Source organism: Amycolatopsis sp. NPDC005961 (assembly GCF_040629235.1).
GTDB lineage: Bacteria > Actinomycetota > Actinomycetes > Mycobacteriales > Pseudonocardiaceae > Amycolatopsis > Amycolatopsis camponoti.
The window spans coordinates 1-12,845 of record NZ_JBEXVF010000129.1; the positions used below are offsets into that span (position 1 = coordinate 1).

The following is a 12,845-nucleotide window of genomic DNA, read 5'->3' on the forward strand; positions in this document are numbered from 1 at the left end:
GGCTGGGTCTTACTTACCGGCCTTCCGACGCTGCACTCGCGTGCGGCGAAGCAGCTTGCGGTGCTTCTTCTTCGACATGCGCTTGCGGCGCTTCTTGATCACAGAGCCCATGGGCGCTCCTTAGGTCGTCGTCGGTCACGCTGCCCGGCGCAGCGTCCAACGGGTGGAGCGCACAGGCACGAGCGGTTTTCCAGGTTACCCGTCACCCCGGAGGGGCCGGTCGGCGGGCACGTCGTAGGACGACGTGCCGCCGGCCGAGACGTGGATCAACCCACGTCGTAATAGGCACCCTGGAGGTACTCGTGCACTGCTTTCTCCGGCACCCGGAAGGACTTGCCGACCCTTACGGCGGGCAGCTCACCCGAGTGCACGAGACGGTAGACGGTCATCTTGGAGACCCGCATCAGCGTGGCCACCTCGGCGACCGTCAGGAACTGGACCTGCCCGACAGCCGGCAGATCCTCCTTCTTGTTCGGCGACATGTTTACCGCGTCCTTCGACACGCGTCGCGCCACGAGGCTTCCCCACCTGTGGTACCGACACGCACGTGCTCTATCGAGAGTAGCGGGACTGGTGGGACTAATGCGACGCCTGTCACCGAGATGGGCCCCTACCAGCGCTAACGCATGGGCACTCGCGCGTGCAAGGCCGCAGGAATCGCCCATTACGGCGAATCCGGGCGCGCGGTACCCGGCTCGAGGGGCAGCCGGAGCGCCCGGACGGTGAACGAAATCGCGTGGTACCACCCGCAGACGAGCAGGACGTCGAGCAGCCCAAGCCGGACATCGACGCCGACTTCGCTACACACCGCAGGTCCGCGGTCGCGCAACGGCCGCCGGCACCGCGCCGTCCCAGCACGCGCTCAGTCTTCGTCGTGAGCCTTGCCCAGCTCGACCGACCGGTCCTTGGCCGCCTCGATGGCCGCCAGCAGCGCGGCCCGGACGCCGTGCTTCTCCAGCTCGCGGATGGCGTTGATGGTCGTGCCCGCCGGCGACGTCACGGCCTCGCGCAGCAGCACCGGGTGCTCGTCCGACTCGGCCAGCATCTTCGCCGCGCCGACGGCCGACTGGATGATCAGCTGCCCGGCCAGCGCGCGCGGCAGGCCCAGCAGGATGCCGGCGTCGATCATGGCCTCGACCAGGAAGAAGAAGTAAGCCGGGCCGGACCCGGACAGCGCCGTGACGGCGTCCTGCTGCGCCTCGGGCACCTCGACGACCTGGCCGACGTGCGAGAGCAGGTCGCGCACGACCGCGAGGTGCTCGGCGGTGGCGTGGCGGCCGGCGGAGATGGCGCTCATGGCCTCGCCGACCAGCATCGGCGTGTTCGGCATGACCCGCACGACGGGAACGCCGTCGGCCAGCCGCCGTTCGTAGAGCGAGGTCGGCAGCCCGGCGCACAGCGAGACGACGAGCGAGGACGGGCTCAGCAGCGGCGCCAGCTCATCGAGCACCGGATCGATGTCCTGCGGCTTCACGGCGACGACCAGGACATCGGCCTGCTTGGCGGCGTCCTCGACCTCGACACCCCGGATGCCGTACCGCGCGGTGAGCTCTTCGACGCGCGCCGGGTACCGCTCGGTGAAGAGCAGGTCGCCCGGCTCGTGGCCGCCGTGCAGCAGCCCCGAGAGCAACGCCTCGCCGATCTTTCCCGCACCCAGCACCGCGATGACCGTCATGCCGTAAAGCGTGCCAAACGCGCCTCAGGCGCCCGGTGCCGGGGCGAGCCCCAGCTGCCGGGCTGGCGCGCGGTGGCTCCGGTGCCGCCCGTGAGCCCAGCCACGCTGGGCCCCGACCGCGGGAGCCGACCGGAACCCGGGGCTCAACCGCCCGGCCTGGCGCGCGCCGCAGCCGGCCATCGATTCCGGCGCCGGAATCGAACCCGCGACGCTGGGCCCACGCCGCCCACCGTCACCGCCGAAACCGACCGACCGCGCCTCAGCCCAGCTGCCGGGCCCGGCGCGCACCGCAGTCCCGCGCCCCACCGAGCCGATCCAACGCGCCTAGCCCGCGGCCACCGGCCCCAAGCCGACCTGGACGCGCCTCAGGCGCCCGGTGCCGGGGCGAGCCCCAGCTGCCGGGCCTGGCACACCAGCCGTCCCTGGGAGTCCACCACCGTCGCGTCCGAGTCGAACCACGACTCGTGCACCGACCGCGACTCCACCACCACCCGCAGCCACCCCGGGGCCGGGCGGGTCCTCAGCAGCGCCGTCAGCTGGACCGTCGGGGCCCAGCCGATGCGGCCCAGGTTCATCACCACCGGCGGGTTCACGTCCGACGCCAGCAGCGTGAAGTACGGGTCGACCAGGCCGTGGCGCGGGCGGACCCACAGCCGCATGCGGGGCGGCTCGTCCGTGCGCCCGGCGAGGTAGCCCGCCGTCGCCGGGTCGAGGCGGACTTCGCACCCCTTGGCCAGGTTGAACGGGCCCTCCGTGCTCTCCGCCATCGCGAGCGCGCCCGGGGACGGCTCGGCCGGCATCGACGGCACGTCCGTCCACTCCGGGCGCCGCATCGGCAGCCGTCCCGTCGTCACGCGCGCCTCGACGCAGCTGCGGCCGCGCTGCTCCAGCCGGACCTCGACGACCGTCGCGCGGCGGCCGACCTTGCGGACGTCCGTGCGCAGCAGCACCGGGCCCAACGCCGGCGCGTGCAGGAACTCCGCGCTCACCACGAGCGGTTCCGCGTGCGGCTCACCCCGCTCGTGCAGCGCGGCGATCGCCGCCTTGGCCAGCAGGGCCAGCAGGAAACCCCCGTGCGGGTGCGAGCCGATGGCCCACTCCGCACGCAGCACCGCGGTGAAGGTGCCGTCCCCCAGCGACCGCGCCACACTCGCCGTGTCGAAGGACAAGGCGGTGCCGTCCGTTCCGCTCACGAACGCGCCGTACCAATGGAGGAATCCGGCAAGGTGACGATCAACGAGCGCGACGGTTTCACAGTCGGGACTTTACGTGTTCGGTCCCGGTAAATGGACCCGGGAGTAGTCGTGTCCGCGCCGCGAGCGCGCAATTACTGCCCTAGGTGGAATCGCGCGAACAGCAATGCCTCGGCCAGGTCCCGGACCCGCTGGGCACCCGTCCCGGCGTGCCGGGTGTTGATCTCCAGCACGATCTGCCCGGCGAAACCGCCGCTGACCAGCTTCTCCAGGATCTCGGCGCAGGGCTGGCCACCGCGGCCGGGTACCAGGTGTTCGTCCTTCGGGAGGCCGGTGCCGTCCGCCAGATGGACGTGCGAGAGGCCCTCGCCCATCCGCTGCGCGAGCGCGAGTGCGTCCATCCCGGCTGCCGCTGTGTGGGACAGGTCGAGCGTGTAGTGCCGGAAACCGACGTCCGTCGGGTCGATCGACGGCCGGAACGCGGAGACCCGGGAATTCTTCGAACCACCCGGTGGGCGCACCTTGAACATGTTCTCGACGGCGATTTCGATCCCGCTGGACTCCTCCAGCTCGTCGACCAGATCACCGAACGCGTCGCCGTACCGCCGTTGCCACCGGAACGGCGGGTGGACGACGACGGTCCGCGCGCCGAGCTCGGCCGCGGCCTCGACGGACATCCGCAGCCGGACCACGGGGTCGGGCGACCAGATCCGCTGGGTGATCAGCAGCGACGGCGAGTGGACGGACAGCACGGGCACCCCGGTGCGGCGCGACCACCGGCGCAGGGCGCTGACGTCCTGGCTGACCGGGTCGGCCCACACCATGACCTCGACGCCGTCGTACCCCAGCTCGGCCGCGAGCTCGAAGGCGGTCCCGGCCTTGAGGGGCCACACGGACGCCGTGCTGAGCCCGACGGGGACCGGCTTCTCGTCTGTCACGCGCGCCATCCTGCCTCGTCACCGAGGGTGGGTGGAATCGCCGGGCCGGAAGGGGGACGCGGATCACCGCGCCCCCGCCGCGGTCAGCGGCCGACGAGCAGCAGCGCCGCCGGGGACACCGTCACGACCAGGCCGACCAGCACGGCCAGCACCGTGGTCTGCAGGTCCTCGGCCCGGCGGATCTTCCGCACGATCCAGACCAGCGCGACGACCACCAGCAGCGCCGCCACCAGGGCGGCCGCGGGGATGTTCACCCACAGCCAGTTGAAGCCCAGCCACACGGCCGCGCCACCGACGACACCCAGCGCCAGCTGGCCGGCGAGCGCCAGCCAGGCCTTGCCGGGCGACGTCGTGGGCTCCGGCTCCGCGACCGGCTCGGGGACGTCGTCGTATTCGTCGTCCTCGTAGCCGTCGCCCTGCTCGTAGCCGTACTCGTCCTGCTCGAAGTCCGGGCCGCCCGCCGGGTAGCCGTCGGTGAACTCGCGCTCGTAGGGCTCGAGGTCGTCCGGGATCGGCGCCCGCGAGGGGCGGTCGCCGGGCGCGAACGGCATCGGCGGCGGGTACGTGCCGGTCGGCGGGCCGGCGTCGTAGGCGGCCTGGTAGCCGCTGCTCTCCGGCGCGAAGCCCTCGGGCTCGAAGTCGTCGTCGGGGTAGCCGTCGGCCGGAGCGTCGGTGGGCACCACCGGCATGACGCCGATCTCGGTGTCCTCCAGCTGCTCCTTCTGCCGGCGCTTGCGCCAGTTCGCGAGCCCGCCCGGTGACGACGGCGGCGGCTCGGCCGCGTCGGGCTTCTTGCTCGGCGCGGGCGGGACCGGCGGTCCGCCCTTCACCGCGTCGAACTGCTCGGTGTAAGCCTCCTGCTGCGGACGGCGCGCGGGGCCCCGGCGCGGACGGCCGGGCGCGGCGGGCGGCGGCGCGAACGTGCCGCTGGCCATCGGGCCCGGGGGGTCGATTTCGGCGTCCGGGGTGCCGTTGAGGCCGTCGAGACGCGCCGACAGCGGTCCGCTCGGCGGCGGCGTCGGCAGCTGCTGGGACGGCTGCGGCGGCGGGGTGGGCAGCTGCTGCGAAGCCTGCGGGGGCGGACGGCGCCGGACCGGCGGGACGGCCGCGCGGGTCTCCTCGGCCGCGGGCGGCGGCGGGGTCGGCAGCTGCTGCGACGGCTGCGGGGGCGGCGGCTGGCGCCGGGGCGCGCGCGGCGGCACGGGCAGCTGCGCCGACTCCTGCGGGCTCGGGTACTGCCCCGACGGCTGCGGCGCGGACGGCGGGCCGGCGAACTGGCCGGACTCCTGGGGCGGCCGGCTGAACTGGCCCGACGGCTGCGGCGGCGCCGGGGGGCGCGCGTACTGGCCGGACTCGGCGCCGCCGGGGGCGGGCCGGGCCGGGGGCGGCGGGACCGGCCGCGGCAGCGGCTGGGAGTCCTGCGGGACGGCGCGGGGTGCGGGCGGCGGCGGGGACGACGGCTCGGCGCGGCGCCGGCCGGCGGGCCGGTTCGGCGGCGGCGGGGTGCCTTCACCGGCGACCCGGTCGATGATCGCCTGCGGGCCGGTGTCGCTGACGCCCGGACGCCGGTGGGAACCGGTCGCGCCGGGCGGGGTCTCCGGGGTGCCGGGCTCGTCGTCGTCCTCGGCCGCGCGACGGCGCCGACGGCGGTTGCCGCCGTCGACCTGGGCACCGTGCTGGGCGAGCAGCTCAGCCACGGTCTTCTGGGGCTGGCCGTCTCCGGTCTGGTCCGTCATACCTGGCAATCCCCTGCGCGCTCCGGGTCCTCGGCACTCGGCGAAGCGGTATCCGACGGTACGCCGGCGGCGCCGCGCGCGCTGTACGCCGACCTTTGCATGTCCGTCACCTCTCCACCGTGCCCGTCCACCTTCCGGGAAGTCCAGCCGCGTGCTTTCACCGGTCCTCCTGTGCGCCGAAGCGCCCCACGAGACCGGCTCCAGTTTCATCCGCGCCGTTGGAATGGTCCAGCCGCCGCAGGATGACACCTTCTCGCAGAGCCCACGGGCAGATCTCGAGTTCGGGCAAACCGAGCGCCCGCATCGTCGCCTGCGCGATGAGCGCGCCGGCCACCAGCTGGTGCGACCGGCTCGAGCTGACGCCCTCGAGCTGGGCGAGGTCGGCCGACGGCATCCGCGAGATGAACGCCAGGAGCTGGCGCAATGCGGTGTCCGTGAGCGTACGTCGCACGCGCGGGCCCGCCGCCGAGGGGGCGGCGCCGGTCAGCCGGGCGAGCGACCGGAACGTCTTCGACGTCGCCACGACACGATCGGGTTCACCCCATTTGGTGACCTTCCGCGCGAGCTCGGTGAGCTGGTCGTCGAGCCACGCCGACGTGGCGACGAGCTCGGAGCGCGTCGGCGGGTCGTGCTTGAAGCGGGTTCGCGTGGTCCGGCCCGCGCCCAGGGGAAGCGACTCGGCCAGGACGGGCTCTTCGTCGCGGCCCATCGCGATCTCCAGCGAGCCACCGCCGATGTCGAGCACCAGCAGCTGCCCGGCCGACCAGCCGTACCAGCGGCGGACGGCGAGGAAGGTGAGCCGGGCTTCGTCGGTCCCGGAGAGGACCCGCAGCTCGACGCCGGTGCGGTCGGCCACGCGGGCCAGCACCTTGGCGGAGTTCTTCGCTTCGCGGACCGCGGAGGTGGCGAAGGCCATGACCTCTTCGCAGCCCAGCCGGGCGGCGGCGTCCTTCGCGGATTCGACGGCGGTCACGAGGTCGTCGGCGCCGGCCTTGCTGAGCTCGCCACCGGGGGTGAGCTGCTCGGCCAGCCGGAGCACGGACTTCTCGGAATGCATCGGCGTCGGGTGGGCGCCACGGTGGGCATCGACCACGAGAAGGTGGACGGTGTTGGAACCGACGTCGAGTACCCCTAGGCGCACGGGGGTCCAGCGTACCGGGCCCAGCGCCAGGTCTCGAACATGTAACCAACAACACTCGGTGCGGTACCGCCCCGGCGCGCCTCCCCACCGGGGCGTCACCGCCCGAAAAGCCCGCTTACGTCTCGAACTTGTAGCCCAGGCCGCGGACCGTCACCAGGTGCCGCGGCGAGCCCGGGTCCGGCTCGATCTTCGAGCGCAGCCGCTTCACGTGGACGTCCAGCGTCTTCGTGTCGCCGACGTAGTCCGCGCCCCACACCCGGTCGATCAGCTGGCCGCGCGTGAGCACCCGGCCGACGTTGCGGAGCAGGTACTCCAGCAGGTCGAACTCCTTGAGCGGCAGCGAAACCTCGGCGCCGTCCACCGTCACCACGTGCCGCTCGACGTCCATCCGCACCGGGCCCGCCGAGAGCACCAGCGGCGCCAGCTCGCCTTCCGAGCCCGGCTCGCCGCCGCGGCGCAGCACCGCCCGCACGCGCGCGATCAGCTCCCGCGCCGAGTACGGCTTCGTCACGTAGTCGTCCGCACCCAGTTCCAGGCCGACGACCTTGTCGATCTCGCTGTCGCGCGCCGTCACCATGATCACCGGCACGGCCGACCGCTGGCGCAGCTGCTTGCAGACGTCGGTGCCGCTCATCCCGGGCAGCATGAGGTCGAGCAGCACGATGTCGGCGCCGTTGCGGTCGAACTCCTCCAGCGCGGCCTGGCCGGTGCCGGCGACGGCCGCGGTGAACCCTTCCTTGCGCAGCAGGAAGGCGAGGGGGTCGGCGAACGACTCCTCGTCCTCGACGATGAGAACCCTGGTCACAGGTTTCCTCCATGATCTGGGCTGTCCTGCCCGGTAACCACGAGCCTCGGGGTGCGCTCGGGGGTCTTCTCCTGCCGTGGTGCCGGCGAGGTCTTGGTGGTCCGCGCCGGCTCGAGGGCCGGTTCGGGGCGGACGTGCGCGGGGATGCGCAGCGTGAACGTCGAGCCGGTGCCGGGGCGGCTCCACAGCCCGACCGAGCCGCCGTGGTTGGCCGCGACGTGCTTGACGATCGCCAGGCCCAGCCCGGTGCCGCCGGTGGCGCGCGAACGGGCCTTGTCGGCGCGGTAGAACCGCTCGAACACGCGCGTCTGCTCGTCCTCGGGGATGCCGATGCCGCGGTCGGTGACGGCGACCTCGACCATCCCGTCGGCGAGCCGCCTGCTGATCGAGACCGGGCTGCCGGCCGGCGAGTACGCGACGGCGTTCTCCAGCAGGTTCGACAGCGCGGTGACCAGCAGCGTCCGGTCGCCCTCGATGAGCAGGCCGCTGGGGGTGTCGGTGGTGATCCGGATGTCGGCCGACTCGGCCGAGAGCGTCGTGCGGCCGAGTGCCTCGCGGACGACCGCGTCGACCTCGACGACGTTGAGGTCCGGCAGCCGCTCGGCGCCCTGCAGCCGCGAAAGCGCGATCAGCTCGGTGACGAGCTGGCCGAGCCGGGTGGACTCGCGCAGGATCTTACCGCCGAAGCGGCGGACCTCCTCGACGTCCTCGGCGGCGTCGAGCACGGCCTCGGTGAGCAGCGCGATCGCGCCGACCGGGGTCTTGAGCTCGTGGCTGACGTTGGCGACGAAGTCGCGGCGGACGGCCTCCAGCCGGATGGCCTCGGAGTGGTCGACGGCCTCGACGACGGTGAATCCGTCGCCGAGCGGCCGGACCTCGCCGAGCACCGCCTCCGGCTGGCGGCCGCGCGCTTCGAGCGGCGAAAGGTCGATCTCCATCGGCTCGTCGGTCTCGACGACCTGCTCGGCGGCCTTGCGGGCCCGCGAGTCGGCCTGGTTGACCTTCACCAGGCCCAGCTCGTAGGCCCGCGGGTTGTGCAGCACCATGTCGCCGAACCTGTTGAGCACGACGACGCCGTTGTGGGACGAGCGGACCAGGCGTTCGAGGAGCTCCGCGACGGTCGGACCCGGCGGCCGGGCCTCTTCGCGACGGGTCCGGGCCCGCGCGAGGAGGTAGCCGACCACCGCACCGGCCACCAACGTTCCGATGGCCAGTGCGAGGGAAACAGGCGTGGTCACAGGCCGATCGTAAGCTGAGAAGTGGCCCTTCGGCCTAGCGTTGTCCGCCTTGTCGTGAGCACCGCGACACCTGGGGCAGACATGTTCGCCGGTGCTTCAGCCCGCGTTCACCCGATCGATTCCGCGGCGAGACATTCCGGGTGAATCACGCATCGCCGTCCAGGGTCTTCAAGTCCTCCTCGGTGAGCCGCAGCGCCGCGGCGGCGACGTTCTGCTCGAGGTGCTCGACGTCCCCGGTGCCCGGGATGGCGAGCACGTGCGGTCCTTGGTGGAGGGTCCACGCGAGCCGCACCTGGGCCGGGGTGGCGTCGTGCCGGCGGGCGACCTCGGCGACGCGGGCGTCCTCGCCCGTCCCGCTCGCGACGGCGAAGAACGGCACGAAGGCGATCCCCCGCTCGGCGCACATCCGGACGATCTCGTCGTCCTCCCGGCGGGCGGTGAGGCCGTACTGGTTCTGGACGCAGACGACCGGCGCGATCTCCAGGGCTTCGGTCAGGTGGTGCGGCGCGACGTTGGAGATGCCCAGCTCGCGGATGAGGCCCTGCTCACGCAGCTCGGCGAGCGCGCCGAAGCCGTCGGCGAGCGAGCCCTCCCCGCGGTCGAGGCCCTGGCCGATCCGGTAGTTGGCGACGTCGAGGTGCTCGAGGCCCAGCTCGCGCAGGTTCTCTTCGACCTGGGCCCGCAGCTGGTCCGGCCGGGCGGTGTAGAACGCGCCGGTGAAGTCGCGGCCCGGTCCGACCTTGGTGGTGATCGTCAGGTCGCCGTACGGCGCGAGGGCCCGGTTGATCAGCTCGTTCGCCGAGCGCGGGCCGGCGAAGTAGAAGACGGCGGTGTCGATGTGGTTGACGCCGAGCTCGACGGCGCGGCGGAGCACGGCGATCGACGTCTCGCGGTCGCGGATGCCGCCGTCCGAAGTGGACATCAGACGCATGGCGCCGAAGCCGAGGCGGTTGACTTCGAAGGAGCCGAGCTTCCAGGTGCCCGCCGCGGCGGCGGGAAGGGTGGTGTTCGTGGTCATGGCTCCAGCCTCGCGATCCGGCGCGAGCGGCGCCGGGTTTGGCATTTAGCTGCCACACTGGAATACGTGGAGAGAGTCAGCGACGTCGTGGTGGTGCGGGGCGAGGCCGAGCTGTTCGAGCGGACGGCCCACCTGTTCGCGACCGCGACGGAGATCTCGTGCGCGGCCCGCGACCTGCACACCTGGTCGGTGGCGCACCCGAGCGCGCCCGAACGGGAGCAGGCGGTGCGCACCACGTCGGTGCGCAAGATGTACCTGCCCGGCGTCCTGTTCGACCCGGCGCTGGCGGAGCACCTGCGGTTCATGGCGACGCACGGCGCGCGCATCCGGATCACCGAGCGCGAGGTCAACGAGACGATCCTGCTGGACCGCCGGATCGCGATCGTGGCGGGCGACCACGTCGGCGGCGTCCGCAGCTACACCGTCGTCAGCAGCCCGGAGCTGGTCCAGGGCATCCAGTCGCTGTTCGAGGCGGCCTGGGCCGGCGGCACCGACCTGGAGTCGTACCAGGCCCGGTTCACCGAGCTGGGCGCGCGCGAGATCCTCGAGCAGCTGGCCTCCGGCTGCAAGGACGAGACGGCGGCCCGCGCTCTCGGCGTCGGCTTGCGGACCTACCGGCGGCGGGTGGCGGAGGTGATGGAGATCCTCGGCGCGTCGTCGCGGTTCCAGGCCGGGGCACGGGCCCGCGAGGCCGGGCTCTTGTGAAGCTCGCGCTGCCGGCACTGCTCCTGGTGGTGTCGGCGTGCTCCGCGCCGGTTTCCGGCACGGCTACCCCGCTCAGCGGCAACCTCGCGCTCGTCGACGGGCCGGGGACGGCCGCCGCGCTCGACGCGGTGAAGACGGCGGCCGAGGCGGTCTTCAGCTACGACTCCGCGAACCCGGCCGCGTTCGACCAGGCCGTCGCGGCGAACGTCACCGGCGCCGCGAAGCAGCAGCTCGCGACGTTGTTCGACGTGGTCAGGAAGAGCCCGCAGCAGGTACGGCTGGCGACGCGGGTGCGGGAAGCGGCCGCGCTGGAGTTCACCGGCGACCGGGTCCGCGAACTGGCCGTGCTCGAGCAGGACAGCGGCACCACGAAGGGGCTGGCCACGGTCGCGTTCACCGCGCAGAAGGCCGCGGGACACTGGCAGCTCTCGGACATCGCGGTGAGCCCGGCCCAGCCACCGCCCGCGCCACACCAGGACGATGGCACTCCCGCGGGCACCCGTGACGCGGCGCTGGCCGGCGCGCGGGCGATCGGCGGCGGCCTGTTCACGACCGACAGCGCCGACCCGGACGGCTCGTACGCGCGGGCCGAGGCCGTCATCGCCGACCCGATGCTGAGCGAGTACCGCGCCAAGAAGGGCACCTACGTCGAGGCGATCCGCAAGAGCGGCACGAAGGTGGCGCTCGGGCCGGACCCGATGGCAGGCGTGGTCACACTCACCGGCGCGCGGGCGGTCGTGCTGTTCTTCACGACGCTGCAGGTGACCGACGCGACGGGCCAGGCCACCGGCAAGCCCTTCACGGCCGAATTCGACATCGTCCGTGAAGGGGCGAGCTGGAAGGCGACGGCCGTCCGGCCGGTCACCGCGGCGTGAGTCAGCGGCCCTGGTTCGCCACCGCGGCGGCGGCTTCCTTGGCGGCTTCGGGGTCGAGGTACTCGCCGCCGGCCTTGACCGGCTTCAGGTCGGCCGTGAGGTCGTAGCGCAGCGGGATGCCGGTCGGGATGTTGAGGCCGGCGATGTCGGCGTCGGAGATCCCGTCGAGGTGCTTGACGAGCGCGCGCAGCGAGTTGCCGTGCGCGGCGACCAGCACGGTCTTGCCCGCGCGCAGGTCGGGGACGATCTCGGACTCCCAGTAGGGCAGCAGCCGCTCGACGACGTCCTTGAGGCACTCGGTCAGCGGCGCCTTGTCGCCGAGGTTCGCGTAGCGGGGGTCGTCCGCCTGGCTCCACTCGTCCTTCGGGTCGATCGGCGGCGGCGGGGTGTCGTAGGAGCGGCGCCAGAGCATGAACTGCTCTTCGCCGAACTCGGCCAGGGTCTGCTTCTTGTCCTTGCCCTGCAGCGCACCGTAGTGGCGCTCGTTGAGCCGCCAGTCGCGCTTGACCGGGATCCAATGCCGGTCGGCGGCGTCCAGCGCGATGTTCGCGGTGGAGATCGCCCGGCGCAGCAGCGAGGTGTGCACCACGTCCGGCAGCAGCCCGGCATCGGACAGCAGCTGCCCGCCCTGGCGCGCTTCGCCCTCGCCCTGTTCCGACAGCGGCACGTCCACCCAGCCGGTGAACAGGTTTTCCGCGTTCCACGTGCTCTGCCCGTGGCGGAGCAGCACCAACGTCCCAATCTCGGCCATGCCGACAGCCTGCCAGACGGGACCACTCGATCGACTGGTGACCTCGTGTCCTACACAGAGTGTGTTACCGCGCAGTAACACCTTCACTCTTACACAAGTCCAAGTGCCAACAACGCGCAAAATCCGGGCATCGGACTGCGCACCGTTATCGCCACAACTAAAATTCACTCGAACGGACTAGGGAGTAGTCTTGTGATTACAGGTCGAGATCTGACAGGTTGACTTACGTCCCGAGCGGCCGGATTCCACGCACTCCCCGGCCGGTTTCGGGCTTCGACCGCGGCTCGTCTCCCCCCTGCCGAGCCGCGGCCCGCCGGCCCCGATGGCACCCCCCTCGTCACCGGGTCCTGATCGGCGGGAACTTCAGCGGGGCGGCTCGAGATCGCGACTCCCCCCTCCCTCGAGCCGTCCCGCCTGTTCCGCTCAGGTGCGCGGGCCGAGTTGTCCACAACGGCTCCGGCTATCCACAGATTCGCGGCATCACCCCTTCGAGCAGCCCCCCACCGATAGACTGGAACAGGGCACGCCCCCCAAGGGTGTGGCGGGGGATTGCCTGGTGAGGAGGAGGCCGCAGGGCCGCCCCAGACCTCGCCGCCCTCGCCCGGCCGCGCAAACCGACCGCCCTAGACCTCCCCCGCCCCTCGTCCCAGCCGCAGTCAGCACCGGAGACCCGGGGTCAAGAGTGAGCGAAGCTCATCGCGAAGCGACGCCGAAGGCGCCCTTGAGGCCGGGTATCCGGTGTTGACCCGCTGGGGGCGGGCGGGACGACG

14 protein-coding genes are annotated in these 12,845 nt (G+C 72.5%); 2 read left to right on the forward strand and 12 right to left on the reverse strand.

Translation table 11 applies throughout. The annotated features are described in order from the left end of the window. Window positions 1-9: 9 nt before the first annotated feature. The 11 genes from ABZ342_RS47960 to ABZ342_RS48010 form a co-directional block, all read right to left on the reverse strand. Window positions 10-111, reverse strand: a complete 102-nt coding sequence (locus tag ABZ342_RS47960; RefSeq protein WP_007030867.1) for an AURKAIP1/COX24 domain-containing protein — start codon at window positions 109-111, stop codon at window positions 10-12. 155 nt (window positions 112-266) lie between these two features. After that, window positions 267-482 (reverse strand): helix-turn-helix domain-containing protein, encoded by a 216-nt coding sequence (locus ABZ342_RS47965; RefSeq protein WP_013222402.1) that lies wholly within the window; start codon window positions 480-482, stop codon window positions 267-269. Window positions 483-664: 182 nt separating this feature from the next. Further along, window positions 665-808 carry a hypothetical protein gene (locus ABZ342_RS47970; RefSeq protein WP_360488537.1) on the reverse strand — a complete coding sequence of 48 codons (144 nt, stop codon included), beginning with the start codon at window positions 806-808 and terminating at the stop codon, window positions 665-667. 54 nt (window positions 809-862) lie between these two features. Further along, a complete protein-coding gene (gene proC, locus ABZ342_RS47975; RefSeq protein WP_360488540.1) occupies window positions 863-1,675 on the reverse strand; it encodes a pyrroline-5-carboxylate reductase in 813 nt (270 codons plus the stop codon). A gap of 365 nt (window positions 1,676-2,040) precedes the next feature. Continuing rightward, window positions 2,041-2,868, reverse strand: a complete 828-nt coding sequence (locus tag ABZ342_RS47980) for a thioesterase family protein (protein WP_155548725.1) — start codon at window positions 2,866-2,868, stop codon at window positions 2,041-2,043. A gap of 134 nt (window positions 2,869-3,002) precedes the next feature. Beyond that, window positions 3,003-3,815 carry a sugar phosphate isomerase/epimerase family protein gene (locus ABZ342_RS47985; protein ID WP_360488543.1) on the reverse strand — a complete coding sequence of 271 codons (813 nt, stop codon included), beginning with the start codon at window positions 3,813-3,815 and terminating at the stop codon, window positions 3,003-3,005. A gap of 74 nt (window positions 3,816-3,889) precedes the next feature. Then, window positions 3,890-5,542, reverse strand: coding sequence for a hypothetical protein (locus ABZ342_RS47990; RefSeq protein ID WP_360488546.1), 1,653 nt, complete (start codon window positions 5,540-5,542; stop codon window positions 3,890-3,892). Window positions 5,543-5,699: 157 nt separating this feature from the next. Continuing rightward, window positions 5,700-6,683: a Ppx/GppA phosphatase family protein gene (locus tag ABZ342_RS47995; protein WP_360488549.1), complete on the reverse strand. Its 984-nt coding sequence runs from the start codon at window positions 6,681-6,683 to the stop codon at window positions 5,700-5,702. Window positions 6,684-6,798: 115 nt separating this feature from the next. Further along, the gene (locus tag ABZ342_RS48000) at window positions 6,799-7,488 is read right to left on the reverse strand and encodes a response regulator transcription factor (protein ID WP_003062718.1); all 690 of its coding nucleotides are present in this window, start codon (window positions 7,486-7,488) and stop codon (window positions 6,799-6,801) included. After that, window positions 7,485-8,726, reverse strand: a complete 1,242-nt coding sequence (locus ABZ342_RS48005) for an ATP-binding protein (protein ID WP_196425854.1) — start codon at window positions 8,724-8,726, stop codon at window positions 7,485-7,487. The genes ABZ342_RS48000 and ABZ342_RS48005 overlap by 4 nt, the downstream gene beginning before the upstream one ends. 145 nt (window positions 8,727-8,871) lie before the next feature. Beyond that, window positions 8,872-9,744 carry an oxidoreductase gene (locus ABZ342_RS48010; RefSeq protein WP_155548722.1) on the reverse strand — a complete coding sequence of 291 codons (873 nt, stop codon included), beginning with the start codon at window positions 9,742-9,744 and terminating at the stop codon, window positions 8,872-8,874. Between the two features lie 66 nt (window positions 9,745-9,810). Between ABZ342_RS48010 and ABZ342_RS48015 the strand changes: the two genes are divergently transcribed. Then, window positions 9,811-10,449, forward strand: a complete 639-nt coding sequence (locus ABZ342_RS48015) for a DNA-binding response regulator (RefSeq protein ID WP_155548721.1) — start codon at window positions 9,811-9,813, stop codon at window positions 10,447-10,449. Continuing rightward, window positions 10,446-11,324 (forward strand): hypothetical protein, encoded by an 879-nt coding sequence (locus ABZ342_RS48020; RefSeq protein ID WP_360488554.1) that lies wholly within the window; start codon window positions 10,446-10,448, stop codon window positions 11,322-11,324. Before ABZ342_RS48015 ends, ABZ342_RS48020 begins: the two co-directional genes overlap by 4 nt. A 1-nt stretch (window position 11,325) precedes the next feature. Here ABZ342_RS48020 and ABZ342_RS48025 read toward each other — a convergent pair whose 3' ends face one another. After that, complete coding sequence (locus tag ABZ342_RS48025) at window positions 11,326-12,075, reverse strand: phosphoglyceromutase (RefSeq protein ID WP_155548719.1); 750 nt, start codon at window positions 12,073-12,075, stop codon at window positions 11,326-11,328. Window positions 12,076-12,845 lie beyond the last annotated feature (770 nt).